Genomic DNA, 26286 nt, shown 5'->3' with positions numbered 1-26286 from the left:
TCACTGCCCCTGCGCGTAGCGTTTCGCGAACATCCGCCGCCGGGCGAAGGGCGACAGCACCGCCTCGTAGTGGCCGAGCAACTCGTCGCAGATGACCGGCCAGCTGCGCCCGAGCACGCTGCGCCGCGCGGCCGGCGCGTAGCGGTGACGTTCGGCGATCAGGTGCTCCACCGCGGCAGGCAGCCGCGCCTCGAATTCGTTGACGGGCAACAGCAGACCGGTGCGGTACGGGGCGACGAGGTCGCGCGGCCCCCCGGCGTCGGGGGCGATCACCGGCAGCCCCGATGCCAGCGCCTCCTGCACGACTTGGCAGAACGTCTCGTGCTCACCGGGATGTACGAAGACGTCCATGCTGGCGTACGCGGCGGCGAGTTCCTCGCCGTACAGCGCGCCGGTGAAAACCGCTGTGGGCATGGCGGATTGCAGTTTCGCTTGGTCGACGCCGTCGCCGACGATGACGACCTGAACGGAATCGTTGGCGTTCAGCGCGACCAGCCGCTCGACGTGCTTCTCCGGAGCGAGCCGGCCCACGAACCCGACGATCGGCTTGCCGGTCGGCGACCACCGCCGCCGCAGCGCCTCGTCCCGACCCGACGGCGCGAACCGCAGCACGTCGACGCCGCGCGCCCACCGGTGCACCCGCGGGAACCTATGGGCGACAAGCGAATCCATCGTCACGCTGGACGGCGCCAGCGTGCGGTCGGCCAGGCTGTGCAGGTGACGAAACCAGGCCCACGCCGCGCGCGTCGTCATCGGAATGCCGTAGCTCGCAGCGAAACCCGGCACGTCGGTCTGGTACACCGCGACCGTCGGCACGCCCAGCCAGCGGGCCGCCTTCACCCCGCCGTACCCGAGCAGCGCCGGGGAGGCCAGGTGCACCACGTCGGGATCGAATCCTCGTAGCACGCTCACCATTCGGGGCATGGGAACCCCGAGCGGCAACGTGGTCACCTTGGGGAACATCCGCGACGGCACCCGATGCACCCGGATGCCGTCGTGAATGCGGTCCGCCCGCGGCTGACCCGGCGGGTTGTCGGGGGCGATGACGAGGGCTTCGTGGCCGGTGCGACGCAGGTGCTCCAGGACACGCAGCACTGAGTTACTGACGCCGTTGACATTGGGGAGGAAGGACTCGGCGACGATTGCAACGCGCACGACACCACGATCGCAGCGTCGCCTGTCGATTAGGTTGCCTCTGGGAATACGTCGTGCGAAATTTGCTGGTCGGGCGCCGCGGCGCGGCGGTCCAGCCACCTGTCCAGCAGCGCAAGCCCACTCAGAGCGGCCGCGGCGACCAGCCAGGCCACCACCGCGATGGATCCCGCGGGAATGATCGCCAGCCCGGCGTTGCGGTGCTGGACCCTAACCAGATTCGGGTCGTTCTTGTTGTATTCGACGTAGATCCGCATGCCCGTGGCCAATTCGGACGGATACAGCACGCCGAGCTCGGGCCGGTAGGTGACGCGGTCGGGTGTGACGAATTCGATGGTGGAGCGGCGCGGCCCCGCGCTGAGCACCTCCGCCTGCGCCACCCCCATGTGATGTCGGATCGCAAGGTCGTCACGCCACGCCCCGGCCACCAGTAGCAGCGACTGCAACGTCACCAGCCCGGTGACGATCAACACCGCGATCCGCAACCAGCGCAACGCAATCCTGGGCCGCGTTTTCGGGGGCGAGTCGCTGCGTCCATGAATGAGTATGTGCAGCAACGCTTTTGGACTGATCACAGGGCGGCCTTGATGGCCGCGTGCAGTTGCCGCAGCGACGAGCGGTCCGCCTTGACCTCGAGCACCCGCATGCCCGCCGCCGGGTCGTCGAGGGCCGCGGCAAGCTCGTCGACCTCGATCTGGCGGCTCTCGACGTGATAGGCGCGGCACAGCGCGCCTACGTCGACGTCGTGCGGGGTGCCGAAGATCCGCGAGGACACGTCGGAGAACCTCGGGTCGCCCTGCTCGAGCAGTTCGAAGATGCCGCCGCCGTTGTCGTTGGACACCACGATCGTCAGCCGCTGCGGCGTCGGCTCGGTGGGGCCGATCAACAGGCCGGAGCTGTCGTGCACGAAGGTCAGGTCGCCGATCAGCGCCACGGTGCGTCCGTCATGCGCCAAAGCCGCCCCGATGGCGGTGGATACGGTGCCGTCGATGCCGGCGACCCCCCGGTTGGACCGCACTTTGATGCCGTGAGTGTTCAGGCCCACCAGCGCCGCGTCGCGGACCGGGTTGGACGCGCCGAGCACCAGCTGGTCACCGGGGCGCAGCGCGTCGGCCACGGCCGCGGCGACGTGCAGCCCGGTGGTCAGCGGGTGCGCCTCGAGCTGGTCGCGGACGGCCCGGTTGGCGTGCCGGTTCATCTCCGCGCAGCGGTGCAGCCACGCCGGGTGCGGCTCGCCGGTGGTGACGGCCCGCGTGCCGGTGGCCTGCGAGTTTCCGGAGACGTCGGGCCAGCGGGGCCCGGTGGTCAGCGCGTAGACCGGCACCTGCGGGTCGGCCAGCAGCGCGGACACCGGCCGGTGCAGCGTCGGGCGCCCCAGCATGATCACCTGCTTCGGGCGCAGCAGCGGCAGCGTCAGGGGGTGCAGCGGGTTGGGCACCGGGCGGCCGGAAAATGAGGTCGGCTCGGCGACGGTGGGCAGCTGCTCGAGGTTGGGGTGCGTGCCCGCGCCGTGCCCCGCGATGACGACCGTGTCGGGCGACAGGTCGATCTCCAGCGGTTGGTCGAACGTTACGGGCGGCGTGTAGGTCCACGGCCTGCCGCCGGGCCGGCCCTGCGGGACCACGGCGCCGTGGGGTTCGGGATCGGGCACCAACGGTTCGCGCAGCGGGATGTCGAACTGCACCGGGCCGGCGTTGGCGGTGCGAGATCCGGTGGCGGCGGCCAACACTCGGCAGGTGGCCGATCGCCAGGTGGCGTTGAGCGAATCCATCCGCTCGGGACCGTCCTCGGCCAGGCCCAGGCTGATGGTGGCGCGGACCTGGGTGCCGAAGTAGCCCAGCTGCTCCATGGTCTGGTTGGCGCCGGTGCCCAGCAGCTCGTAGGGCCGGTTGGCCGACAGCACGATCAGCGGCACCCGGGCGTAGTTGGCCTCGACCACCGCGGGACCCAGGTTGGCCACGGCGGTGCCCGACGTCATCGCGACGCACACCGGCGCGCCCGCCGCGATCGCCAGCCCGATGGCCAGGTAGCCGGCGGTGCGCTCGTCGATGCGGACGTGCAGCCGCAGGCGCCCGGCGCGGTCGGCGTCCTGCAGCGCGAATGCCAGCGGCGCGTTGCGTGACCCGGGGCACAGCACCACGTCGCGGACGCCGCCGCGGATCAGCTCGTCAACGACGACGCGGGCCTGGGTCGTCGAGGGGTTCATTCCTACAGCGTGTCACAACCGGCGGGGACGGCTCAGGCCCGCACGCTGGCGAAGAACTGCAGCGCCGCGGTGTTGACGGCCTGCGGCCGCTCCAAAAACCCCAGATGCCCGGCGTCGGGTATCTGCAGGTAGCGGCCGTTGGGCATCGCGTCCGCGACCTCCCGTCCCAGGTAGGCCGGCGTCACGATGTCGTCGGCGAAGCCCATCACCAGCACCGGCGCCGCGATGCTGCGGTAGGCGGACAGCCGGTTGGTCTGCGGGGAGACGTACATCTGAGTGCGTAGTCCCGGGGTCTGCTTGACCGGCCAGGTGCAAAACATCGCGATCCAGTCGTCGACGGCAGCGTCGTCATTGAGCGTCTTGCGCGAAAAGCTTTCCAGCAGACGGTTTCTCGCGTCGAGCAGGGGCGGCACCGTGACCCCGGAGGCGTGCAGCTCGACCTCGGCCTCGTGGAAGAACTGGCGCGCGCGGTCCAAGCGGCCGCGGGTGGCCATCAGCACCGCGGAGCTGACCAGCTCGGGCCGCGCCACCATGAGTTCCTGCGCGATGAACGCGCCCATGGACACCCCGACGACCCGCGCCGGGGCGGCGCCCAGCGATTCGATCAGCGCGGCTGTGTCGGCGACCATGGTTTGCGTCGTGAATCCCTCGGCGTTCTCCGTGTCGCCGATCCCGCGATTGTCGAAGGTGATGCAGCGGTACCCGGCCGCCAGAAACGCGGGGACCTGATGCGGGTGCCAGGTGCGCCCGGCGCCCCCGCGGCCGGCGATGAAGACGACGGGCTCACCGGAGCCGCGATCGTCGTAAGCCAGATTGATCATCCGGACGACGGTACAAGCAGCGGATGGCAGGCCCTGACCCGGTCGATCCACCACTGCCGACGCTCGGGCGGCGCGGCCAGCGTCCGCAGCCGCGCCGGGTCCGGCGTCACGGGCCCGACGGGCAGGTAGCCATCTGCGGGCGGGGCGACGTCCGCGACGTCCTCCACGAACAGCCCGCCGGTGCCCAGCCCGCAGGCGTGGCCGAGCTGCGGCAGCGCAGCGGCGGCCGTCAGGCCATGGCCGATGCCCACCGCCGAATCCAGCGCGCTGGAGACCACGACCGGGATGTGGATCTGGGCGGCGATGGCCACCAGCGCCGAAATACCGCCCAGCGGGGCGACTTTCAGCACCGCGATGTCGGCGGCGCCGGCGCGGACCACGGCCAGCGGGTCGTCGGCCTTGCGGATGCTTTCGTCGGCCGCGATCGGCACGTCGACCTGAGCGCGCAGGGCGGCGAGTTCGCCGACCGTCGCGCAGGGCTGCTCGAGGTACTCCAGCGGGCCGTCGGCCGTCAGGGCGGCCGCCGCCGCGGCGGCTTCCTCGACGCTCCAGCCGCCGTTGGCGTCCACCCGCACGGTGGCAACCAGCTCGCGGGCCGCGTTGACCCGCGCCACGTCGTCGGCCAGGGTCTGCCCCGGCTCGGCGACCTTCACCTTGGCCGTGCGCGCCCCGGGAAACCGGGCCAGCACCTCGCCGACCTGGGCGGCGGGGACGGCCGGCACGGTCGCGTTGATCGGGATGCGGTCGCGGTGCACCGGCGGCGGCGGCCGGTACGCGCCCTCGACGGCCGACGCCAGCCAGTGCGCCGCCTCGCGCGGCTCGTATTCGACGAAGGCGCCGAACTCGCCCCACCCTGCCGGACCCTCGATCAGCGCGAGTTCGCGGGTGGTGATGCCGCGAAAGCGCACCCGCATCGGCAGCGCGACCACGTGCAGGCGGTCCAGCACGTCCTCGAGCGCGGGTATCACTGGCCGTAGACCTGGCGGCCCGCCAGATACGTCGCGCGCACCTCGAGGTCGGCGATCTCTTCGGGCGGCACCGTTCTCGGGTCGGCCGACAGCACCACCAGGTCGGCGTACTTGCCGACCTCCAGCGAGCCGATGACGTCGTCGGAGAACAACTGCCAGGCGGCGTCGATGGTCTGCGCGCGGATCGCCTGTTCGACGGTCAACCGCTCCTCGGGCGCCAGGACCCGGCCGCTGGGCGCGGTACGGGTCACGGCGACGCTGATGTTGCGCAGCGGCTCCTCGGGCGTCACCGGCGGATCGTTGTGCAACGAGATCCGCATGCCGGTGGCCACCGCGGAACCCGCCGGCATCCAACGGGATCCGCGCTCGGGGCCGAACAGGCCGTCGACGATGACGTCGCCCCAATAATGGATCTGGTCGACGAAGATGCTGCAGGTGACGCCGAGATCGGCCGCCCGTCGAAGTTGCTCGGGCCGGATGGCGCCGACATGTTCGAGGCGCAGCCGGTGGTCGTCGCGCGGATGCCGCCTGAGCGCCTCCTCGTAGACGTCCAGGATCGTGTCGACGCCGGCGTCGCCCTGCACGTGGCAGGCCATCTGCCAGCCCGACGGGTAGTAGGCGCCGACGATCTCGGTGAGCTGTTCGGCGGTGTAGTTGGCGCAGCCGCAGGAACCGGGCGGCACCCCGATGGTGCGGGTGGCGTCGGTGTCCAGGTACGGGAACGACAGGGCGATGTTGCCGATCCACGGCGAGCCGTCGACCCAGATCTTGATGCCGACCTGGCGCAGCATGTCGTCGCCCTGGCCCGGGGTGGCGGTGGTGGACATCTGCGGGTTGGACACCTCGTAGGTGCGCAGCCGCACCGTGAGTTGGCCGCGCAGCTGCTCGATCAGGGGCCCGAAGTGCGGGTCGAACGCCATCTCGGAACAGGTGGTCAGCCCGGCCCGGTTGAGCCGGGCGCATTCGGCGAGCAGCATCGCCGGGTAGCTGTCGGCCTGGATGGCGCCGCCCAGCAAAGGAAACACCGCGGCGATTTCCTCGGCGGTGCCGTCGAGTTCCCCGTCGGCGGCGCGGCCGTATTTGGCGCCCTTGGGGTCCGGGGTGTCCCGCGTCAGTCCGTTGAGGCGGGCGGCACGCGAATTGAAGAAGGCCTTGTGCCCGGAATTGTGGATGATCACCAGCGGCCCGTCGGGAGCGATCTCGTCGAGCCACGCCAACGTCGGCTGCGGGAGCCCGGGCTGCAGCAGGGCATCCCAGCCGTTCAGGTAGGCGCCCGCCGGTCCCCGTGCGGCGGCCTCCGCGCGGATCGCGGCGACGACGTCGTCGGCCTTTGGGACGGTGACCGGCCGGATGTCAACGATCCGGTCCGACAGCGCCACGGCCTCCATGAGCGGGTGGCCGTGCGCCTCAACGAATCCCGGCATGACGCAGCCGTCTCCGATTTCGACGCTTTGGGTGCCGGGGCCGATGAACGGCTCGACCTCCGCGCGGGTGCCGACGGCGACGATCCGGCCGCCGGCCACGGCCAGCGCCTCGGCCGTGGGCCGCGCGTCGTCGACGGTCAGCACGGTCCCGGTGACGACGAGGTCTGCGACGGCCATGAGCAGGAATGCTAGTGGCGATCGCGAGTGCGGCGGAGCCGGACGAAGCGGGTCGCCACCATCCGAGCCGTCGGGTCGGAGGGTCCGGCCCACCCGAATTGCAACACGTTCTAGTCTTGCCCCTATGAGTGACAACGACCTGTTGCGCAACCCGACCCACAACGGCCACCTTTTGGTGGGAGCGCTCAAGCGCCACAAGAACCGGCCGGTGCTGTTTCTTGGCGACACCACGCTGACGGGTGGTCAGTTGGCCGAGCGGATCAGCCAGTACACGCAGGCGTTCGAGGCGCTGGGCGCGGGCACCGGTGTCACCGTCGGGCTGCTGTCGCTCAACCGCCCCGAGGTGCTGATGATCCTCGGCGCGAGTCAGACCCAGGGCTATCGGCGCACCGCCCTGCACCCGCTCGGCTCGCTCGACGATCACGCGTACGTGCTCACCGACGCCGGGGTGAGCTCGCTGATCATCGACCCCAACCCGATGTTCACGGAGCGCGCGCTGGGCCTGCTGGAAAAGGTGCCGTCGCTCAAGCAGATCCTGACCATCGGCCCGGTGCCCGAGGCGTTGAGCGGGGTGGCCGTCGACCTGTCGGCCGAGGCGGCGAAGTACGAGCCGAAGCCGTTGGTGGTCGCCGACCTGCCGCCGGACAACATCGGCGGCCTGACCTACACGGGCGGGACGACCGGCAAGCCCAAGGGCGTGATCGGGACCACCGGGAACATCGCCGCCATGACGGCGATCCAACTCGCCGAGTGGGAGTGGCCCGAGCACCCGCGGTTCCTGATGTGCACGCCGCTGTCGCACGCCGGCGCGGCGTTCTTCACGCCCACGGTCGTCAAGGGCGGCGAAATGGTGGTGCTGAGCAAGTTCGACCCGGCCGAGGTGCTGAAAGTCATTGAAGAGCAACGCATTACGGCGACCATGCTGGTGCCGTCGATGCTCTACGCCTTGATGGACCACCCCGATTCGCACACCCGCGACCTGTCGTCGCTGGAGACCGTCTACTACGGCGCCTCGGCGATCAACCCGGTGCGCCTGGCCGAGGCGATCCGGCGGTTCGGCCCGATTTTCGCCCAGTACTACGGGCAGTCCGAGGCCCCGATGGTGATCACCTACCTGGCCAAGGCCGACCACGACGAGAAGCGGCTGACGTCGTGCGGGCGCCCGACCCTGTTCGCCCGGGTGGCGCTGCTGGGCACCGACGGCAAGCCGGTGCCGCAGGGTGAGCCGGGCGAAATCTGTGTCAGCGGACCGCTTTTGGCCGGCGGCTATTGGAATCTGCCTGACGAGACGTCGAAGACTTTCAAAGACGGCTGGCTGCACACCGGGGACATGGCCCGCGAGGACGAGGACGGCTTCTACTTCATCGTCGACCGGGTCAAGGACATGATCGTCACCGGCGGCTTCAACGTGTTCCCCCGCGAGGTCGAGGACGTGATCGCCGAGCATCCGGCCGTCGCGCAGGTGTGTGTGGTCGGCACGCCCGACGAGAAGTGGGGCGAGGCCGTCACCGCCGTGGTGGTGCTGCGCGCCGACGCGCCGCGCGACGACGACGCGATCGACGCGATGACCGCCGAGATCCAGGCCGCGGTCAAGGACCGCAAGGGCTCGGTGCAGTCACCCAAGCGGGTGGTGGTCGTCGACGCGCTGCCATTGACCGGGCTGGGCAAGCCGGACAAGAAGGCCGTGCGGGCGCAGTTCTGGGAGGGCGCCGGCCGCGCGGTGGGCTAGTTCTTTCGCCGAGCGCCCGGTAGGCCGGGCAGTCGACTCCGAGCGCCCGGCTGGCCGGGCAGCGACGAGTTAGGCGGACACGCCCGCGACCAAAAGGTCCAGCATGCGGGCTGTCTGCTCCGGCGAACCGCTGGCCAGAAAGATGCCGATGAGGCTCGACACCACGTCGTCGGCCGGCACGTCGGAGCGCAGGCTCCCGTCCTCGGCACCGGCGCGCAACAGCGTGTCCACGGCGCCGACGATGCGGTCGCGGGTCTGACTGGGTTCCATCGCGCCGGAATCGAAGATCGCGTGTAGCGACTCGGCCATCCCCCGCTTGGCGGCCACGAAGCTCGCGTAGCGGTCCATCCAGCGCCGCAGGGCCTGCTCGGGCGGATGCCGGTTGAGCAGACCTTCGGCGGCCGCGGCCACTTCGGCGAGCTCTGCGCGGTAGATCGCCTCGACGAGGGCCTCCCTGTTGGGGAAATGCCGGTACAGCGTGCCGATCCCGACGCCCGCGTCTCGCGCGATGGATTCCAGCGACACCGGCCGTCCGTCCGCGTTCGCGAATGCCACGGTCGCCACCTGGAGCAGCTTTTCGCGATTCCGGCGGGCGTCGGATCGGGTGGACTCGACCAAGCGGAGGTTCCTCCGGTTCTGCTAGGCTCGAATAAGCGGAGGGTCCTCCGTATTCCTATCAGTGTGGCACGAGGAGCACCATGACGGACAAACCCCAGCCCGGCGGCGTCGGCGACATCGGCAAGTCGACGGTCGCCCGCATCGGCTACGGCGCCATGCAACTGTTCGAGGCGGTCTCCGACGAGGACGCTAACGCGGTGCTGCGCCGCGCGGTCGAACTCGGCGTCAACCACATCGACACCGCGTCGTTCTACGGCCCGGGCGAGGTGAACCGCCGGATCCGCGCGGCCCTGGCCCCCTACCCCGACGACCTGGTCATCGTCAGCAAGGTCGGCGCGCGCTACACCGGCGAACAGCCCATGCCCCTGACCGCCGCGCAGCGGCCCGCCGAGTTGCGCGCCGCCGTGGAGGACGACCTGCGCCAGCTGGGCCTGGATTGCGTCCCGGTGGTCAACCTGCGGCGCATGGACCTCGGGCCTTCGGCGGCCGCCGCGGGCGACCAGGACGTCGACCTCGACGACCAACTCGCCGAGATGATCGCACTGCGCGACGAGGGCAAGATCGGTGCGATCGGCATCAGCAGCGTGCCGCTCGACGTGGTGCGCCGGGCGCTGTCGGCGGGCATCGTCTGCGTGCAGAACGCCTACAGCCTCCTCGACCGCTCGCAGGAGGCCACCCTCGACCTGTGTAAGGCGGAGGGCATTGCGTGGGTGCCGTACTTCCCGTTGGGGTCGGCGTTCCCGGGCCTGCCCAAGGTCACCGACCACCCGGTGGTGGTCGAGGTCGCCGGCGAAATCGGCGCTACGCCAGCTCAAATCGGGCTGGCATGGCTGCTGGCCCACTCCCCCAACACATTGCTCATCCCAGGGACGCGATCGGTGGCGCACCTCGAGGAGAACCTCGGCGCCGGGGACATTGCGCTGGGTGCCGACGTACTCGCGCGGCTCGAGGCGCGACCCGGCGGGTAACGTCGCTGCCGTGGGCAGCGTCGAACGGGTCCGGCCGCCGTGGTGGCTGAAGCCGGCAAACAAGCTCTTCATCCGGATGTCGCGGCTGGGAATGAGTTTCGGGGGCGAGAGCCCGGTCGTGCTGACGGTGAAGGGGCGCAAGTCCGGCCGCGACCGGTCGACACCGGTGACCCCGATGACGGTCGACGGGCACGAGTTCGTCGTCGCCGGGTTTCCCGGCGCCGACTGGGTCGCCAACGCGCGGGCCGCCGGGCAGGCGACTGTGGTCCGCGGGCGACGCGTCCAAAAGGTGCGGATGGTGGAGTTGTCGCCCGGCGACGCGCGGCCGATCCTGCGCGCCTTCCCGACCGAGGTGCCGACGGGCGTCGGCTTCATGAAGCGGGCGGGACTCGTGATCGACGGTCGCCCCGAGGAATTCGAAGCCCTGGCCGGCCGGTGCGCGGTGTTCCGGCTGGACCCGGTGTAGTCGCGATGCGGCGCGTGCTGTTGGTGGTGACGCTGCTGGTCGCCGCGTTGGGCGTGCCCCCGGCGCGGTCTTTCGCCGCGACGGGCTGCGCGCCCGGCGGCGACCCACCCCCGTCCGGCGCCGCACAACGCAAGGTCGGCGATATCGACTGGGACGGCCAGCCGGACACGTTGTGGGTCGGGCAGTTTCGCGACGGCGGCCGCACCGCCCGAGTCGCCGGCGTCACGACGGCGAGCGGCGCGAACTCCGGCGTAGAGATTGCCTCGGCGAGCCCAATCCCGTTGAGCGCCTTGGCGTTCGACGCACAGCAGGACGGGCAGCACCAGATCATCGTCAGCGACGGCCGCAGCGCGCGCCTCTACGTGTTCGCCGACTGCCGACTGCAGGCCGCCGCCGACAACCAGGGCGCGCCGTTTCTGTTCGACCTGGCGAACCTGCGCGGCAACGGCACCGGAATCGGCTGCAGCGACCTCGGCCCACCGTCGCCCGGCCGGCACCTGGTCGGGCTGCAGGCCCTGAACCAGGACGGCCAGTGGACGGTCCGGCGCACCGAGATCAACCTCAACGGCACGCTGGCTACCATCGGAAAGTCCGACACCGTGGCGGCCACCTCCGCGCAAGACCCCGCGGTGATCTCGGCGCAGACCATCAGCTGCGGCGACCTCACCATCAGCAAGGACGGAGTTCAACAGCCTTGAGTGACAACCCTTTTGACGCGCAGGCCTGGCGACCCGTCGAGGGATTCGACGACCTGACCGACATCACCTACCACCGCCACGTCACCGACGCCACAGTGCGGGTGGCGTTCGACCGCCCCGAGGTGCGCAACGCGTTCCGGCCGCACACCGTCGACGAGCTCTACCGGGCGCTCGACCACGCGCGCATGTCCCCCGACGTGGGCGTGGTGCTGCTGACCGGCAACGGCCCGTCGCCCAAGGACGGCGGCTGGGCGTTCTGCTCCGGCGGCGATCAGCGCATCCGGGGACGGTCGGGCTATCAATACGCGAGCGGGGAGACCGCCGACACCGTCGACGCCGCCCGCGCCGGCCGGTTGCACATCCTTGAGGTGCAGCGGCTCATCCGGTTCATGCCCAAGGTGGTCATCTGCCTGGTCAACGGGTGGGCCGCCGGGGGCGGGCACAGCCTGCACGTGGTCTGCGACCTCACCCTGGCCAGCCGCGAGCACGCGCGCTTCAAACAGACCGACGCCGACGTCGGCAGCTTCGACGGCGGCTACGGCAGCGCTTATCTGGCCCGTCAGGTCGGCCAGAAGTTCGCCCGCGAGATCTTCTTCCTGGGCCGGCCGTACACGGCCGAGCAGATGCACCACATGGGTGCGGTCAACGAGGTCGTCGACCATGTCGACCTCGAACGCACCGGCATCCAGTGGGCGGCCGAGATCAACGCGAAATCCCCTCAGGCGCAACGCATGCTGAAGTTCGCGTTCAACCTGCTCGACGACGGGCTGGTGGGCCAGCAGCTGTTCGCCGGCGAGGCCACCCGGCTGGCCTACATGACCGACGAGGCCGTGGAGGGCCGCGACGCGTTCTTGGAGAAGAGGCCGCCGGACTGGAGCGCGTTCCCGCGCTACTTCTAGGTGGCCTCGGGCCGCCGCCTAGACTCCGCACGTGAGCAAGAGCCCCCTCAGCAGATTCAGAGACCAGCTGGTGCTGGCGACCATGCGACCGCCGGCAGCGCCGCAGATACTGGTCAACCGGCCCGCGATCAAGCCGGTCGACCTCGACGGCAAGCGGATCCTGCTGACGGGGGCGTCGTCCGGCATCGGCGAGGCCGGGGCCGAACAGCTGGCCCACGCCGGCGCAACCGTGGTCGTCGTCGCCCGCCGCGGGGACCTGCTCGAGGCGCTGGCGGACCGCATCGCGAAGTCCGGCGGCAGCGCGATTCCGATCCCCTGTGACATCTCGGACCTGGAAGCGGTCGACGCGCTGGTGGCCGACGTCGAAAAGCGCCTCGGCGGCGTCGACATCCTGATCAACAACGCCGGCCGGTCGATCCGCCGGCCCCTGGCCGAGTCGCTGGAACGCTGGCACGATGTGGAGCGGACCATGGTGCTCAACTACTACGCGCCGCTGCGGCTGATTCGCGGGTTCGCGCCCGCGATGCTCGAGCGCGGCGACGGCCACATCATCAACGTCTCGACGTGGGGGGTCTTGTCGGAGGCGTCGCCGCTGTTTTCGGTCTACAACGCCTCCAAGGCCGCGCTGTCGACGGTGAGCCGGGTCGTCGAAACCGAGTGGGGCCGAAGGGGCGTCCACTCCACGACGCTGTACTACCCGCTGGTCGCCACGCCGATGATCGCACCGACCAAGGCCTACGACGGGATGCCCGCGCTCACGTCCCAGGAGGCCGCCGAGTGGATGGTCACCGCGGCCCGCACCCGCCCGGTGCGGATCGCGCCGCGCATGGCGATCGCCGCCAAGGCGCTGGACACCTTCGGCCCCCGCTGGGTCAACACGCTCATGCAGCGCCAAACCCTCCAGCCCAACCAAAACGCGGATACCTGAACCGGCGCAGCCCTGAAGGAGGTTGCCATGTCTGATCTCTGGGCCACCATCGCCGCGGAACGCGGCGCGCTCGCCGGCGACCTCGCCGAACTGGCACCGGCGCAATGGGATACGCCGTCGCTGTGCGCGGGCTGGACCGTCCGCGACGTCGTCGCGCACCTGTCGGCGACGGCCTCGCTGAACCCCGCCACGTTCTTCCTCGCGCTGGCCAAGGCCGGGTTCAACTTCGACAAGTTCGCCAACGGTCAGATCGCCAAGCACCGCGGCGCCGACCCGGGCGCCACCCTGGCGGAGTTCCGCGGATTGCAGAATTCCACCTCCGCGCCGCCGGGCCCCAAGACCTCCTGGCTGGGCGAGGTGGTGGTGCACGGCGCCGACGTCCGCCGCCCGCTGGGCATCCCGCACACCTACCCGCCGGACACCGTGCGCGAGGCGATCGACTTCTACAAGGGATCCAACATGCTGCTGGGGTCCAAGAACCGCATCGCCGGGCTGGCGCTGTCCGCGACCGACCAGGACTGGCACCACGGGGAGGGGCAGCCCGTCGAAGGCCCCCTGCTGTCGCTGCTGCTGGCCACCACCGGCCGCGCCGCCGGCTGCGACGACCTCGCCGGCCCGGGCGTTCCGACGCTGCGCAGCCGATGCACGTGATAGACACGAGGCTATGGAGATCCTGGCCAGCCGGATGCTGCTCCGGCCGGCGGACTATCAGCGGTCGCTGAGCTTCTACCGCGACGAGATCGGCCTCGCAATAGCCCGCGAATATGGCGCGGGGACGGTGTTTTTCGCGGGGCAGTCCCTGCTGGAGCTGGCCGGTTACGGCTCGCCCGACCACTCCCGCGGCCCGTTCCCCGGCGCGCTGTGGCTGCAGGTCCGCGACGTCGCGGCGACGCAGGCCGAGCTGGAGGGCCGCGGGGTTCCGATCGCCCGCGAGGCGCGGCGCGAACCGTGGGGTTTGCGAGAGATGCACGTGACCGATCCGGACGGGATCACGCTGATCTTTGTCGAGGTCCCCGGCGACCATCCGCTGCGCCGCGATACTCGCGGCGACTGAGGGGGAACGTTCGGTTAACTAACGGCTAACATCAGAAGACAAGTCAAGGTACACCTGCGTTTCTGCCATTCCTGGGTTCGACAATTTAATCCCCCTACTACGAGAATCAGGCGCTGTGAACATCGATTTGTTCCTCCTAATCATTGTCGTAATCACGGCACTCGCTTTCGATTTCACCAACGGCTTCCACGACACCGGCAACGCGATGGCAACGTCCATCGCCAGTGGGGCACTGGCGCCCAAGGCCGCTGTCGCGCTGTCGGCGGTGCTGAACCTGGTGGGCGCGTTCATGTCCACCGCCGTCGCGGCCACGATCGCCAAAGGCCTCATCGACGGGCACATCGTGACGCTGGAACTGGTGTTTGCCGGCCTGGTCGGCGGCATCGTCTGGAACCTGCTCACCTGGCTCCTCGGCATCCCGTCCAGCTCGTCGCACGCGCTGATCGGCGGCATCGTCGGCGCCACGCTCGCGGCCGTCGGCTCGCACGGGGTGATCTGGAAGGGCCTGGTGTCCAAGGTGCTGATCCCGGCCGTCGTCGCCGCGATCCTGGCCATCCTGGTCGGGGCGATCGCGACCTGGCTGGTCTACCGCGTCACCCGCGGCCTCGACACCTCGCGCACCGAGGCGGGCTTCCGGTACGGCCAATGGGGATCGGCATCGCTGGTCTCCCTGGCGCACGGCACGGGTGACGCCCAGAAGACGATGGGCATCATCTTCCTGGCGCTGATGTCGTACGGCGCGGTCAGCAAGACCGAGTCGTCGCCACCGTTCTGGGTCATCCTCTGTTGCGCCCTGGCGATGGCCGCGGGCACCTACCTGGGCGGCTGGCGGATCATCCGCACCCTGGGCAAGGGACTCGTCGAGATCAAGTCGCCGCAGGGCATGGCCGCCGAATCGTCCTCGGCCGCAGTCATTTTGCTGTCCACCCACTTCGGATACGCGCTGTCGACGACGCAGGTCTGCACCGGCTCGGTGATGGGCAGCGGCCTGGGCAAGCCCGGCGGCGAGGTGCGCTGGGGCGTGGCCGGCCGGATGGTGACCGCGTGGCTGATCACGCTCCCGTTGGCCGGCTTGGTCGGGGCGGTCACCTACTGGACCGTCCACCTCATCGGCGGCTACCCCGGGGCGATCATCGGCTTCGGGCTGCTGGTCGCGGTCTCCGCCGCCATCTACATCCGGTCGCGGCGGGTCAAGGTCGACCACAAGAACGTCAACGCGGAATGGGAAGGCAGCCTCACTGCCGGCCTCGAGGGCGACGAACATCCGCCATCCGATAAGGGGTCCAAGGTGGGGTCCGACGACGACACCGTGAGCGCGGGGAACCCCTCATGAGCCACTTCAGCGACTGGTTCAACTACGAGGCGTCCCTGAAGATTTTGGTGTTCAGCATGCTGGCCGGGGCGTTCCTGCCGGGGATGTTCGCCCTCGGGCTGCGGTTCCAGGCGGTCGGGAGCGGGGAGGTCAGCCCCGACGGCAGCCCGCCGCACAAGAACCCGGTGCTGCTGGGCATCGCGTGGTTGATCTACGCGGTGGTACTGGCGGTGATCCTGTTCGCGCTGCTCTACATCTCGCGCGACTTCATCGCGCACCAGCTGGGCCAGCCATTTCTCGGGGCAAAGCCACCTCACAAGTAGGATCGAATCGTCCACACAGCCGAACCCCCGCGCGGAGGGATAGCGAAGTGAACGGATTCCTGAGTTCGATCGTCTCGTGGCTGCGCGCGGGGTACCCGGAGGGCATCCCGCCGACCGACACCTTTCCGGTGCTGGCCCTGCTGACCCGACGGCTGGGCCACGACGAGGTCATCGCGGTGGCGCAGGAGCTGATGGACCGCGGCGATTTCGACGACATCGACATCGGTGTGGCGATCAGCAAAGTCACCGACGAGCTGCCGTCGGAAGAGGACGTGGAGCGGGTGCGGGCGCGGTTGGCCGCCCACGGCTGGCCGTTCGACGAGCCCAGCGGCGCCGCGGAGGGCCCCGCATAGCCCTGCTGCGCGCGCTCCGCGTCGCGTCGGGCTCCGCCGCCCCGTTGTTGCTGCCCGCCCTGGAGCGGGTGCTGGACGGCCGCGATTCGGCGCTGGTCGCGCTGCCGCTCGACGACGACCGGACGTCGGCCGGCCTGCGGGTGGGTGAGCCCATCGACGACGACGTGGCCCTGGTGGCGACAACGTCGGGCACCACCGGCGCGCCCAAGGGCGCGCTGCTGACCGCCGCCGCCCTGACCGCCAGCGCGACGGCCACCCATGACCGCCTCGGCGGACCCGGCGCCTGGCTGCTGGCGTTGCCGCCGTACCACATCGCCGGGGTGCAGGTGCTGGTGCGCAGCGTGCTTGCCGGCTCGACGCCCGTCGAGCTGGACCTCTCCCATGGCTTCGACGTGACCGAATTGCCTTCTGCCGTGCGGCGATTGGGGGCCGGCCGGCGGTATGCGTCGCTCGTCGCCGCCCAGCTGGCCAAGGCCCTCGCCGACCCGGCGGCCGCGGGCGCGCTCGCCGAATTGGACGCGGTGCTGCTCGGCGGCGGGCCGGCGCCGCGGCCGATCCTGGACGCCGCCGCGGCGGCCGGCATCGCGGTGGTGCGCACCTACGGGATGAGCGAGACCGCGGGGGGTTGTGTCTACGACGGCCTCCCGCTGCACGGCGTGGCGCTGCGGGTGGCGCCCGGCGGGCGCATTGTCCTCGGCGGCGCGACGCTGGCCAAGGGGTATCGCAACCCGGTGGAGCCCGACCCGTTCGCCGAGCCGGGCTGGTTTCACACCGACGACCTGGGCGCGATCGACGACACGGGAGTGCTGACCGTGCTGGGCCGCGCCGACGACGCGATCAGCACCGGCGGGCTGACCGTGCTGCCGCAGCCGGTCGAGGCCGCGCTGAGCACCCACCCCGCCGTCGGCGACTGCGCGGTGTTCGGCCTGGCCGACGACCGGCTGGGGCAGCGGGTGGTCGCCGCGATAGTGGTGCGCGAGGGCTGCGACGCGCCGACGCTCGAGGCGCTACGGGTCCACGTGAGCCACTCCCTGGACGCGACCGCCGCGCCCCGCGAGCTGCACGTGGTGGCCGAGCTGCCGCGGCGCGGCATCGGCAAGGTCGACCGCGCGGCGCTGGTGCGGCGGTTCTCCGGCAGGGACTAATAGGCTGGGCGACCGTGAGGGTCGCGCGACGGGAGTCAGTTGCCGTCGCGCTCGCGGCCGTGCTGGTGGCGGCGGCGTTCGTGCTGCCGCGCCTGCACTGGGGGGTTCGGCCGCGGCTGGACGTCGCCCAGGAGCGGTTCGGCGCGCGCACGGGGGCCACGCCCATCTTCGGGGCGTGGGAGATCCACGCCAGCTGGGGAACCGGGCCGGCCATCCTAATCGCACTGGCCGCCGTGGTGTGGGGTCCCCGTGTGGCGCAACGGCTTTCGTGGCGGGCGCTGACGCTGGGCACGTGGGCCACCGCTTGCGCATGGGCGTTCGCGCTGGCGATGATCGACGGCTGGCAACGCGGCTTCGCCGGGCGGCTGACCACCAGGGACGAGTACCTGTCGCAGGTGCCCAGCATCACCGACATTCCCGCCGCGGTGCGCACGTTCTCCAGTCGCATCGTCGACTACCAACCGAACTCGTGGGTGACCCACGTGTCGGGGCATCCGCCGGGCGCGCTCCTGACGTTCGTCTGGCTGGACCGGATCGGGTTGCACGGCGGCGCCTGGGCCGGGCTGCTCTGCCTGCTGGCCGGCTCCAGCGCCGCGGCGGCCGTCGTGGTCGCGGTGCGCGCGCTGGCCGACGAGCAGACCGCGCGGCGGGCGGCGCCGTTCGTCGCTGTCGCCCCGACGGCGATCTGGGTCGCGGTCTCGGCCGACGGCTATTTCGCCGGGGTCGCGGCGTGGGGCCTGGCGCTGTTGGCCGTGGCGGTGCGCCGCCACGTCCGGTTCCCCGCGCTGGTGGCCGCCGCCGCGGGCCTGCTGCTGGGGTGGAGCGTCTTCCTGAGCTACGGCCTGATGCTGCTGGGGCTGCCGGCGTTGGCGGTGCTGGTCTCGGCGACCGACTGGCGCGCGGCGCTGCGCGCGGTCGGCCCCGCGGCGCTGGCCGCGCTAGCGGTGGCGGTGGCGTTCGCCGTCGCGGGGTTCTATTGGTTCGACGGGTATACCCTTGTGCAGCAACGCTATTGGCAGGGCATTGCCAAGGACCGGCCGTTTCAGTATTGGGTGTGGGCGAACCTGGCCAGCGTGGTGTGCGCGATCGGATTGGGCAGCGTCGCCGGCCTGACGCGGGTGTTCGACCGGTCCGCCATCCGCCGGCGCTCCGGCTTCCACCTGGTGCTGCTGGCGATGCTGGCCGCCATCGCCTTTGCGGACCTTTCCATGCTGAGCAAGGCCGAGGTCGAACGCATCTGGCTGCCGTTCACCATCTGGCTGACCGCGGCGCCCGCACTGCTGCCGGTGCGCTCACACCGGTGGTGGCTGGCGGTCAACGCCGTCGGGGCGCTGGTCGTGAACACCGTCATCGTCACCAATTGGTGATTGCGTGTGAATTGGTGATTCCGTGTGAACTGAGGGCTTTCCGTGTGGATCTGGGGCGTGATTTCGGCGATTTTCCCGCCCAGGATTCACACGGAAAGCCCTGGATTCACACGCAACGTGCGGAAGATGGGGCCGCCACGGCGAGTGTGCGCTGAGGGCATTCCGTGTGAACCGACGGCTTTGCGTGTGTATACAGGGCGGGATTTCGGCGATTTTTCCGCCCAGGGTTCACACGAAAAGCCCTGGATTCACACGCATTACAGCCCGGCCGCGCGGGTGACCCGCGCGAAGCGACTGTCGGCCGGGCACGCGTCGCGGACCGCGCCGACATCGTCGACCACGTCGATGTCGGCCAAGCGTTGCACCGATGTCACGTCGATGCCGTTGTCGCGCAACGCTTTCAACGTCAACTCCCCGGTGTCGGGCCGAGACATCGGCACACCGCGCAGGCACTCGGCCATCGCCGGCGCGCGGACGCCCAGCACCCACCAGCCGCCGTCGTGGGCCAGCCCCAGGACGGCCGGCGCGTCGAGCAGGCGGCGCGCGCAGTCGGCCAGGAGCTCGGTGGTGACCTGGGGGGTGTCCATCCCGATTTGCAGTACCGGGTATCCGTCCGCCGAGTCGGCGTGGGCGTTGGCGAGCCGGTCGGCGAAGTCGTCCCCGCGCTGCGCGATCACGGTGAACGACGCGAGCCGTCGCCGGATCTCGGCCGCTCCCGCCGCAGCGCCGAGATCGCCGGTCAGCGCCACCACCCGCGCCGCGACCGGCGCGGCGGCCACGGCGTCCAGCGTGTCCAGCAGCGCGGCGGCCGCGATGTCGGCGGCCACGCGGTCACCGACGGTCGCCGCGAGGCGCGTCTTGGCCCGGCCCGGCTCGGGCGCCTTGGCGACCACCAGGACGGTCACCGGCAGGACGCTCACGAGATCACCTTCCAGAAGTCCAGGATCGCGGTGATGCTGCCGCGCAGCGAACCGCTGACCTTTGACTTGCCGCCGGTGCGCGGGCCGTAGCTGACGTCGAGTTCGACCACGCGCCAGCCGGCCGCGGCGGCCCGGACGAGCAGTTCCAGCGGGTAGCCCGATCGCCGGTCGGCGACGCCGAGGCTCAGCAGTGCGTCGCGCCGGGCGACGCGCATCGGCGCGATGTCGTGCACCGGCAGGCCGTGGCGGGTGCGCAGCCGCCAGCTCATCACCACGGTGCCCATCCGGGCGACCCACGGCCAGTGCAGCCCGGGCACGGGCCGGCGCCGGCCGGTCACCAGGTCGGCGCCGCGGTCGAGCGCGGCGACCAGCCGGGGCAGGTCGGCGGGGTCCATGGAGCCGTCGGCGTCGATGACCGCGACGATCGGGGTCGTCGCGGCCACCACGCCGGCGTGCACCGCGGACCCGTAGCCGGCTCGCGGCTCGGCGACCACCCGGGCGCCGAAACGGGTTGCCACCGCGGCGGTTTGGTCAGTGCTGTTGTTGTCGACCACCAGCGCCCGATAACCCGCGGGGATGGCCGCCAGCACCCCCGGCAGCGACTCCTCTTCGTTGAGGCAGGGCAACACCACCGTGACCGCGTCGTCGGGCATGCGCTGGGCCGCGATCAGTGATGGGTGGTGGCCGGCGGCGGCTTCGGAGTCACCGGCTGCTGCGGGGTCACCGGCTGCTGGGTATGCGGAACGGTCTGCTGCGTCTGCGGCGGAATGGTTTGCTGCGTCTGCGGTTTCGTCGGCGGCGGCGCCTGCGTCGTCACCGGAGCCTGCGTCGTCACCGGAGCCTGCGTCGTCACCGGAGCCTGCGTCGTCACCGGCGCCTGCGTCGTCGTAACCGGCGCCTGCGTCGTGGTCACCGGAGCCTGCGTCGTAGTCACCGGCGCCTCCGTCGTCGTGGGTGGCGTGGTCGGCGGCGTGGTGGGGGGGGTCGTCGGCGGCGTGGTGGGCGGCGTCGTCGGCGTCGTCGTGGGCGGCGTGTACGTCGGGGGCGTATAGGGCGGGTACGGGTTGTACGGCGGGCGCCAGCCCGGGTACGGGACGATGACCGGGTACGGCATCGGTCCGTCCGGGTTGGGCATCAAACCGGGAACGGGCGCCGGGGCAACCGGGGCGGAACCGGGGGACGCCAGCTGCGGTGGGATGTAGCCGTTGGCGTCCGGGATGACGCCGCCCTGGAATCCCGCGTTGGGCTGATCGATCGGCGGGGGTGGCACCGGCGCCTGCTGCTGCGTCGGCAACAGCGGCATGAACTTGCCGGGCGCGGCGTTCTGGTGGCCAATCACCGGCTGCGCGCTCGCGGTCGGGCGGATGGCGATGGCCACGGCGGCGGCCAGTGTCGCGAATCCCACGACGGCGAAGGCGATGACGGCGTTGCCGAGCACCAGCGACCGTCGGCTCAGCGGCATCCGACTGGTCATTTCCGGATCCGCGGCGTCTTCGGGGAAGTCGCCGTACTCGTCTAACCCGCCGGCGAACGGGTCAGCGTCCTCGGCCTGCGAGTACGCCAGCTGCGGTTCCTCTCCGCCGGAGCCCGCCAGCCCGGACGTCGGGGCGATCCCGGTCGCTTCCCCGGCGGCGGCGGTCGCGGGGGCCATCGCCGTCGCGTCCCCGAGCACCCCGAGCGCGGGTGCCATCGCGGTCGCCGCGCCCGCCGTGACCGGCGGCTGGGGCGTGGTGGGCGCCAACCCGGCGGCCAGCGCCGCACCGCGCGCGAACGCGAACTCGGGCCGCTCGAGCACCTCGACCCGCAACGCCGATCGGGCGCGAATGCGCTCGGCCAGGCTGGTCAGGTTTTCCAGGGTGCCCAGCACGTAGGCGGCGCTCACGGCGAACGGCGCGGACTGCAGCCAGTCCAGCAGCATGTCCGCCGCCGCGGCGACGGCGTCCACGCCCTGCAGGGCCGCGGTGGCCAGGATGTCCGCCGCACCGGCGGCGCCCAGCGCGACCAACGTCGCCGCCTCGGCGGTGACCACGAGTGCGACGGCGCCGGGGAGGGTGACACCGCGGAAGACCGTGCGCAGCAGCGCCGCCACCGCGTCGGGCTGCGAAACCACCCCGACGTCGCGAACCCCGGAGTCGGCCAGCGCCTGGCGAAACGCCTCCGCCTGCGCGGGATCCGGCGAATACAGCCGGGTCGCGACCAGATGGCGGCCCTCGGCGGCCAGCGCCTGCTGCGCGCCGGTCACCGTCTGGATCAACGTTTCGAACGGCTCGATGGGCAGCTCGACCACCAGGTGCTTGATCGCCGCGTAGCCGCCCCCGACGGGCCCGACGAGCGCCAACCGGGCGATCGAACCGGCCACCGCGACGCCGAGCACTGCGTCCATCGCCCCCAGCCGTCGCGAGGTAAGGCCCACCGGGCCGGTTTGGGCGTCGTCGTCCTCGGGCTCCGTCAGCCATTCCATCGGGAGCAGGTCGGATTCCCCGGCCATCGAGTACGCCAGGTCGGCTCCCACCTGGCCGGCCGGAGGCACTCCCCCGACCGCGGGCGCCATCGCCGTCGCGTCCCCGGCCGACCCGACCGCGGGCGCCATCGCCGTCGCGTCCCCGGCCGACCCGACCGCTGGGGCCATCGCCGTCGCGTCCCCCGCGGGCCCGGCCGCCAAGGCCGCGCCGCGGGCCAGCGCAACGGTGGGGTCCTCGTCGGGGCGCGGCTGCGCGCCCGCCCCGGACAGCGCCTGCGCTTCCGACAGCACGGCGACGTTCTGGACGCCGGAGTCCTCCAACGCCCGCCGCAGCCGCTCGGCCCACTGCAGATCCGACCAGCACAGCCGCGTGGCGAGCAGCCGGTGGTTTTCCTCGGCCAGCAACCGATTCGTCCCGACGACCGTCTCGGTCAGTTTCTCGATCGGGCGATCGGCAAGGTCTACGACGGACTCGTCGATCAGGCCGGCGCCCGAACCGACAAGGGCCAACCGGGCACGAGGACCGGTGACCGCGACCCCCAGCACGACGTCCATCCCGACTCTCCTTCGGCCGGCTACCCCACAGCCAGCATGTCCCGGCATCATTACACTGCGATACCGTCGGCGGTAACAGTCATTCGGGCGACGAGGTTTCGGTGTTCGCCTGTGAGCGCAGCGTAACCGCGTGGCGGCCACCCCGGAAACGCACACGTCCTCACCACTGCCGCGTCGCCCGAACGGAGATTATGTTTCCAAGTAAGCAACGCGGTCGATGCGGCAGGGGGTTCCCCCGCCGCGCCGCCAAAGTTGCGCCGCCAGAAGCCGTCCTCGACACCCGGGGGGAACCGTGAGTCAGAGCAGCGACGACGCCCCTACCGGGCCGATCCGCGGGCGGACGCCGCAGACGCGGCCGGCGCCGCCGGGCGCGCAGCCCCGCCGCCGTTCGGACGTCGCGATCGATCTGACCGCGGCCGCCATGCTCGTCGTGGCGCTGCTGTTGCCGTGGAACCTGTATTTCGGCTTGGGAATCGACGGCAGCAACAAGCCGCTGTTGGCGGTGCTGTTCGTCGTGACGCTGCTGTCGCTGGCATCGATCGTGCTGGCCGGTTCCTGGCGATCGGCAAGTCCGAAGTTCAATCCCGCGCGGGCGGGCCGCCTTCGGCTGGCGCTCAACGTTCCCTACGTGTTGCTGGTCATCGGCTTCGTCGCGTTCGACGCGTTCGAGACCGTGCGGTTCGGTGGCAGCGTGAACGTGCCCGGCGGTGTCGGGCCCGGGGCGTGGCTGGGCATCGCCGGCTCGCTGCTGAGCGCGCGGCCGGTCGCGGCCGACTCAAATGACAACCCCAGGCCGGTGCGGGTCATCGGCTACGCGTCGATGGTGGGCGCGGCGCTGAGCTTTTGCTTCAACCTGTTCTGGCGGCTGAAATACGCGCTGCACGACGCGAGCGGCTCGGCCGGCTTCGGCAAGCAGAACATCGCAGTGATCGCGACCGCGTTGGTGTACGGCTCGGTGGCGCTGCTCGCCGTCCTGGTCGGGTCGAGGTGGCTGCTGCGCAGCACCAGGGCTTCCCGGCTGGCAACCGTGGCCCTCGGGGTCTCGACGCTGGTCGCCGGACTCCTGGTGTGGATCCTTCCGGTCGGCCGCGACATTGACGCGTTCCACGGCATAGCGCAGAACACGTCGACGGCGGGGGTGGGCTTCGAGGGCTACCTGGCGTGGGCGGCGGCCGCGGCCATTTTCGCGCCCGCGGCGTTGTCGGCCCGCCGTGACGCCTCGGCGACGGAGGAGAACGCGTGGCGCGCGGCGGCCCGAAACGGGTTGCTGCTCATCATCGTTTGGTGCCTGGGGTCGATGGCCATGCGCATCACCGACCTGGCCGTCGCGGTGACCCTGAACTACCCGTTCTCGCGCTACGACAGCATGGTGCTGGCGGCCTTCGACCTGGCGACCGCGGTGCTGGCCATCTGGCTGCGCATTAACCTGAGCAACGACGCCGTGTCGCCCAGGCTGATCTCGTCGCTGTGCGGACTGGTTGCGACACTGGGCATTTCCCGTGTCGTGCTCGGCGTCGCGCTGGCGCCGCGGTTCGAGGAGGCGCCCAACGCTCCGGCGCCGAATCCCGTGTACGGCAACAACCTCGCCCAACAGATCACCAGCACCTTCGACGTCGCCCTGTGCGTGCTGGCGCTGTGCATCCTCGCGGCGGCCATCATCACCGGGCAGCTCGGCGCGCGGCGCGCGCGACGCCAGCGCCGCCGTCCTGCCCACACGCGTGGCGGCCCGGCCGGCACCCACCCCGGCCCCGGTGCGCCGACGACGCGGATCCCCGTGGGCCACGCGGCCCCGTCGGCCGCGGCGACGACGCGCATCCCGGCCGGCGGAGCGACGCGGCAGCTCGCCGGTTCGCCGCGGATCTTCCGCGGCGACGACTCGGCCACCCGGCAGATCCCCGTCCAAAAGCCCCGGATCTTCCGCCCGCCGTCGAGTTAACGCAAAGGCGCGAAGGCGAATTCGCGCAAGCCCTGGCGCGGGTCGATGCCCGCGCGAAACCCCAACACCTCGGCCGCCCGCGCGGGATCGGCGACGATGTGGCGCACGTCGCCGCTGCGGTACTGCCCCGTGATTACCGGGGAGATCGAACCGTCCCGCGCCTCGCACAGCGCGGTGGCGACATCGAGGATCGAGATCGGCCGCCCGGAGCAGACGTTGACGGCGGTGAAGCCGTCACGGTCGGACTCCGCGGCGGCCACGTTCGCGGCGGCGACGTCGTCGACGTGCACGAAATCGCGCATCTGGCCGCCGTCCTCGAAAACGCTTGGCGGCTCGCCCTTTTCCAGCGACGAGCGGAAGATCGCCGCCACCCCGGAGTACGGGGTGTCGCGCGGCATGCCCGGCCCGTAGACGTTGTGGTAGCGCAGCGCCACCACCGAGCCGCCCGTCGCCTCCGACCACGCCAGCGCGTAATGCTCCTGCGCGGTCTTGCTGGCCGCGTACAGGCTACACGGGCGCAGCGCGGCGTCCTCGTCGACCAGTCGCCACGTCACATCGAGCCCGCATGTCGGGCAATGGTTTTCGAAGATCCCGGCGTCGAGGTCAGCGCGGCGGCGCGGCGGCGGGTCGACGAGCCCGTGCTCGGGGCAGGCGTAGTGGCCCTGCCCGTAGACCACCATCGACGAGGCCAGCACCAGGCGGCGCACGCCCGCGGCGAACATCCTCGCCAGCAACACCGTGGTGGCGAAATCGTTGTGGCCGCCGTAGGCCGGCGCATCGGCCGCGTCCACGCCGGCACCGACCATCGCGGCCTGATGACACACGAGGTCCACGCCGTCCAGCAGCGGGGCCAGCGCGTCGCCGTCGCGGACGTCGACGCGTCGACAGCCCTGCGGCAGCACGGGATTCGGGCCGTGCGCCGCGGGCAGCATCGCGTCGACGCCGACCACGTCGTGACCGGCCGCCCGCAGCGCCGCGTCCACGCGCGATCCGATGAAACCGGCCGCCCCGGTCAGCAGCACCCTCACGGCAACTCCACCGGCAGGGTCACGCCGGTGTGCGGCTGGCAGTGCGTGCAGTCGCGCTCGGCGGCGACCCGGCCGATCGCGGCGCGCACCAGCTCCTTGAACGGCCCGATGTTCTTCTCGAATTGGGCGAATACCTCGACGGCCTTCACGCCCTCACCGGCCCGGACGCCGGCATCCAGGTCGGTCACCAACGCGATTGCCGCATAACATATTTCGAGTTCGCGGGCCAGCACCGCCTCCGGATAGCCGGTCATGTTGACCAGGCTGAAGCCGGCCGAGGCGAACCAGCGGCTCTCCGCCCGGGTGGAAAACCGCGGCCCCTGAATCACCACCATGGTGCCCCCGTCGATGACGTCGGGCAGGCCCGTGGCCGCGGCCCGCAGGGTGGGGCAGTACGGGTCGGCGAAGTCGACGTGGACGGCGCCGGAGTCGAAGTAGGTGTCGGGGCGGCCGGTGGTGCGGTCCACCAGCTGGTCGGGCACCACCACCGCACCCGGGCCGTTGTCGGGGTTCAGGCTGCCCACCGCGCAGGGGCCGAAAACCCGCCGCACGCCGAGCTTGCGCAGCGCCCACATGTTGGCCCGATACGGCACGGTGTGCGCCGAGAACTGGTGGGTCGCACCGTGCCGGGGCAGGAAGGCGACCTCGTGGTCGCCGACGGCGCCCACCGTGACCGGGGCGCTGGGCGGCCCGTAGGGGGTGTCGACGTCGATGTCGCGGGTGTCGGACTCGAAGAACGTGTAGAAGCCGCTGCCGCCGATGACTCCGAGCATCCGCC

At 71.1% G+C, this 26286-nt stretch carries 26 protein-coding genes; 14 read left to right on the top strand and 12 right to left on the bottom strand.

All coding sequences use genetic code 11. From position 1 onward, the window contains the following. Genes AWB92_RS13515 through AWB92_RS13490 form a run of 6 tightly spaced genes read right to left on the bottom strand, consistent with a single transcriptional unit; the run spans nt 1 to nt 6748 of the window. Nucleotides 1–1155, bottom strand: coding sequence for a glycosyltransferase family 1 protein (locus AWB92_RS13515; protein WP_085186274.1), 1155 nt, complete (start codon nt 1153–1155; stop codon nt 1–3). Nucleotides 1156–1184: 29 nt separating this feature from the next. Then, the gene (locus AWB92_RS13510) at nt 1185–1727 is read right to left on the bottom strand and encodes a DUF3592 domain-containing protein (RefSeq protein ID WP_085186272.1); all 543 of its coding nucleotides are present in this window, start codon (nt 1725–1727) and stop codon (nt 1185–1187) included. Then, nucleotides 1724–3358 carry a 2-succinyl-5-enolpyruvyl-6-hydroxy-3-cyclohexene-1-carboxylic-acid synthase gene (gene menD / locus AWB92_RS13505; RefSeq protein ID WP_085186270.1) on the bottom strand — a complete coding sequence of 545 codons (1635 nt, stop codon included), beginning with the start codon at nt 3356–3358 and terminating at the stop codon, nt 1724–1726. The genes AWB92_RS13510 and menD overlap by 4 nt, the downstream gene beginning before the upstream one ends. Nucleotides 3359–3390: 32 nt before the next feature. Then, on the bottom strand, nt 3391–4179 hold the full coding sequence (locus AWB92_RS13500) for an alpha/beta hydrolase (protein ID WP_085186268.1): 789 nt from the start codon (nt 4177–4179) through the stop codon (nt 3391–3393). Further along, on the bottom strand, nt 4176–5147 hold the full coding sequence (locus AWB92_RS13495) for an o-succinylbenzoate synthase (RefSeq protein ID WP_085186266.1): 972 nt from the start codon (nt 5145–5147) through the stop codon (nt 4176–4178). The genes AWB92_RS13500 and AWB92_RS13495 overlap by 4 nt, the downstream gene beginning before the upstream one ends. Continuing rightward, nucleotides 5144–6748 carry an amidohydrolase gene (locus AWB92_RS13490; protein ID WP_085186264.1) on the bottom strand — a complete coding sequence of 535 codons (1605 nt, stop codon included), beginning with the start codon at nt 6746–6748 and terminating at the stop codon, nt 5144–5146. Before AWB92_RS13490 ends, AWB92_RS13495 begins: the two co-directional genes overlap by 4 nt. Before the next feature lie 124 nt (nt 6749–6872). Between AWB92_RS13490 and fadD8 the strand changes: the two genes are divergently transcribed. Next, nucleotides 6873–8477, top strand: a complete 1605-nt coding sequence (gene fadD8 / locus AWB92_RS13485) for a fatty-acid--CoA ligase FadD8 (protein ID WP_085186262.1) — start codon at nt 6873–6875, stop codon at nt 8475–8477. Between the two features lie 69 nt (nt 8478–8546). On the opposite strand, the gene AWB92_RS13480 is transcribed toward fadD8, so the two are convergent. Continuing rightward, nucleotides 8547–9095 carry a TetR/AcrR family transcriptional regulator gene (locus AWB92_RS13480; protein WP_085186259.1) on the bottom strand — a complete coding sequence of 183 codons (549 nt, stop codon included), beginning with the start codon at nt 9093–9095 and terminating at the stop codon, nt 8547–8549. Nucleotides 9096–9175: 80 nt separating this feature from the next. Between AWB92_RS13480 and AWB92_RS13475 the strand changes: the two genes are divergently transcribed. From AWB92_RS13475 to AWB92_RS13420, 12 genes are all read left to right on the top strand, one after another. Next, a complete protein-coding gene (locus tag AWB92_RS13475) occupies nt 9176–10063 on the top strand; it encodes an aldo/keto reductase (RefSeq protein ID WP_085186257.1) in 888 nt (295 codons plus the stop codon). A gap of 10 nt (nt 10064–10073) precedes the next feature. Then, complete coding sequence (locus AWB92_RS13470) at nt 10074–10529, top strand: nitroreductase family deazaflavin-dependent oxidoreductase (RefSeq protein ID WP_085186314.1); 456 nt, start codon at nt 10074–10076, stop codon at nt 10527–10529. A gap of 5 nt (nt 10530–10534) precedes the next feature. Then, nucleotides 10535–11227 (top strand): hypothetical protein, encoded by a 693-nt coding sequence (locus AWB92_RS13465; RefSeq protein WP_085186255.1) that lies wholly within the window; start codon nt 10535–10537, stop codon nt 11225–11227. Next, nucleotides 11224–12126 carry a 1,4-dihydroxy-2-naphthoyl-CoA synthase gene (locus tag AWB92_RS13460; protein ID WP_085186253.1) on the top strand — a complete coding sequence of 301 codons (903 nt, stop codon included), beginning with the start codon at nt 11224–11226 and terminating at the stop codon, nt 12124–12126. The genes AWB92_RS13465 and AWB92_RS13460 overlap by 4 nt, the downstream gene beginning before the upstream one ends. A 31-nt stretch (nt 12127–12157) precedes the next feature. Then, on the top strand, nt 12158–13054 hold the full coding sequence (locus AWB92_RS13455) for an SDR family oxidoreductase (RefSeq protein ID WP_085186251.1): 897 nt from the start codon (nt 12158–12160) through the stop codon (nt 13052–13054). Between the two features lie 27 nt (nt 13055–13081). Then, nucleotides 13082–13705 carry a maleylpyruvate isomerase family mycothiol-dependent enzyme gene (locus AWB92_RS13450; RefSeq protein WP_085186249.1) on the top strand — a complete coding sequence of 208 codons (624 nt, stop codon included), beginning with the start codon at nt 13082–13084 and terminating at the stop codon, nt 13703–13705. Nucleotides 13706–13718: 13 nt separating this feature from the next. Continuing rightward, nucleotides 13719–14108, top strand: a complete 390-nt coding sequence (locus AWB92_RS13445) for a VOC family protein (protein WP_068109545.1) — start codon at nt 13719–13721, stop codon at nt 14106–14108. A gap of 115 nt (nt 14109–14223) precedes the next feature. Continuing rightward, complete coding sequence (locus AWB92_RS13440) at nt 14224–15441, top strand: inorganic phosphate transporter (RefSeq protein WP_085186247.1); 1218 nt, start codon at nt 14224–14226, stop codon at nt 15439–15441. Continuing rightward, entirely contained in the window at nt 15438–15743 is a 306-nt protein-coding gene (locus AWB92_RS13435; RefSeq protein ID WP_085186245.1) for a hypothetical protein, read from the top strand. The genes AWB92_RS13440 and AWB92_RS13435 overlap by 4 nt, the downstream gene beginning before the upstream one ends. A 47-nt stretch (nt 15744–15790) precedes the next feature. Then, the gene (locus AWB92_RS13430) at nt 15791–16096 is read left to right on the top strand and encodes a DUF3349 domain-containing protein (RefSeq protein ID WP_085186243.1); all 306 of its coding nucleotides are present in this window, start codon (nt 15791–15793) and stop codon (nt 16094–16096) included. Between the two features lie 68 nt (nt 16097–16164). Continuing rightward, on the top strand, nt 16165–17241 hold the full coding sequence (gene menE / locus AWB92_RS13425; RefSeq protein ID WP_241523448.1) for an o-succinylbenzoate--CoA ligase: 1077 nt from the start codon (nt 16165–16167) through the stop codon (nt 17239–17241). Between the two features lie 14 nt (nt 17242–17255). Beyond that, complete coding sequence (locus tag AWB92_RS13420; protein ID WP_085186242.1) at nt 17256–18608, top strand: hypothetical protein; 1353 nt, start codon at nt 17256–17258, stop codon at nt 18606–18608. A 257-nt stretch (nt 18609–18865) separates the two neighbouring features. Here AWB92_RS13420 and AWB92_RS13415 read toward each other — a convergent pair whose 3' ends face one another. From AWB92_RS13415 to AWB92_RS13405, 3 genes are read right to left on the bottom strand one after another with little or no spacing between them, the layout of a single operon-like run. Further along, nucleotides 18866–19528, bottom strand: a complete 663-nt coding sequence (locus AWB92_RS13415) for a DUF2064 domain-containing protein (RefSeq protein ID WP_085186240.1) — start codon at nt 19526–19528, stop codon at nt 18866–18868. Beyond that, the gene (locus tag AWB92_RS13410) at nt 19525–20181 is read right to left on the bottom strand and encodes a glycosyltransferase family 2 protein (protein ID WP_085186238.1); all 657 of its coding nucleotides are present in this window, start codon (nt 20179–20181) and stop codon (nt 19525–19527) included. The genes AWB92_RS13415 and AWB92_RS13410 overlap by 4 nt, the downstream gene beginning before the upstream one ends. A 14-nt stretch (nt 20182–20195) precedes the next feature. Next, nucleotides 20196–22544, bottom strand: coding sequence for a hypothetical protein (locus tag AWB92_RS13405; protein WP_346962952.1), 2349 nt, complete (start codon nt 22542–22544; stop codon nt 20196–20198). A 328-nt stretch (nt 22545–22872) separates the two neighbouring features. On the opposite strand from AWB92_RS13405, the gene AWB92_RS13400 reads away from it, so the two are divergent. Further along, the gene (locus tag AWB92_RS13400) at nt 22873–24480 is read left to right on the top strand and encodes a hypothetical protein (RefSeq protein ID WP_173817419.1); all 1608 of its coding nucleotides are present in this window, start codon (nt 22873–22875) and stop codon (nt 24478–24480) included. Here AWB92_RS13400 and AWB92_RS13395 read toward each other — a convergent pair. Both AWB92_RS13395 and AWB92_RS13390 read right to left on the bottom strand, forming a co-directional pair. Then, complete coding sequence (locus tag AWB92_RS13395; RefSeq protein WP_085186234.1) at nt 24477–25508, bottom strand: NAD-dependent epimerase/dehydratase family protein; 1032 nt, start codon at nt 25506–25508, stop codon at nt 24477–24479. The two genes, AWB92_RS13400 and AWB92_RS13395, sit on opposite strands and share 4 nt — an antisense overlap. After that, nucleotides 25505–26281, bottom strand: coding sequence for an S-methyl-5'-thioadenosine phosphorylase (locus AWB92_RS13390; protein ID WP_241523446.1), 777 nt, complete (start codon nt 26279–26281; stop codon nt 25505–25507). Before AWB92_RS13390 ends, AWB92_RS13395 begins: the two co-directional genes overlap by 4 nt. Between the last annotated feature and the right edge of the window lie 5 nt (nt 26282–26286).

Source organism: Mycobacterium sp. IEC1808, from assembly GCF_002101935.1.
In the GTDB taxonomy this organism is placed as follows: Bacteria; Actinomycetota; Actinomycetes; order Mycobacteriales; family Mycobacteriaceae; genus Mycobacterium.
The sequence above is the reverse complement of the archived record's forward strand: the minus strand, read 5'-3'. Positions and strand labels throughout refer to the sequence as shown.

Coding starts and splice junctions, on each gene's coding strand:
- AWB92_RS13445 (WP_068109545.1), top strand. CDS start 13,719: ATGGAGATCCTGGCCAGCCGGATGCTGCTCCGGCCGGCGGACTATCAG.
- AWB92_RS13390 (WP_241523446.1), bottom strand. CDS start 26,281: ATGCTCGGAGTCATCGGCGGCAGCGGCTTCTACACGTTCTTCGAGTCC.
- fadD8 (WP_085186262.1), top strand. CDS start 6,873: ATGAGTGACAACGACCTGTTGCGCAACCCGACCCACAACGGCCACCTT.
- AWB92_RS13435 (WP_085186245.1), top strand. CDS start 15,438: ATGAGCCACTTCAGCGACTGGTTCAACTACGAGGCGTCCCTGAAGATT.
- AWB92_RS13475 (WP_085186257.1), top strand. CDS start 9,176: ATGACGGACAAACCCCAGCCCGGCGGCGTCGGCGACATCGGCAAGTCG.
- AWB92_RS13465 (WP_085186255.1), top strand. CDS start 10,535: ATGCGGCGCGTGCTGTTGGTGGTGACGCTGCTGGTCGCCGCGTTGGGC.
- AWB92_RS13405 (WP_346962952.1), bottom strand. CDS start 22,544: ATGGACGTCGTGCTGGGGGTCGCGGTCACCGGTCCTCGTGCCCGGTTG.
- AWB92_RS13410 (WP_085186238.1), bottom strand. CDS start 20,181: ATGCCCGACGACGCGGTCACGGTGGTGTTGCCCTGCCTCAACGAAGAG.
- AWB92_RS13450 (WP_085186249.1), top strand. CDS start 13,082: ATGTCTGATCTCTGGGCCACCATCGCCGCGGAACGCGGCGCGCTCGCC.
- AWB92_RS13490 (WP_085186264.1), bottom strand. CDS start 6,748: ATGGCCGTCGCAGACCTCGTCGTCACCGGGACCGTGCTGACCGTCGAC.
- AWB92_RS13500 (WP_085186268.1), bottom strand. CDS start 4,179: ATGATCAATCTGGCTTACGACGATCGCGGCTCCGGTGAGCCCGTCGTC.
- menD (WP_085186270.1), bottom strand. CDS start 3,358: ATGAACCCCTCGACGACCCAGGCCCGCGTCGTCGTTGACGAGCTGATC.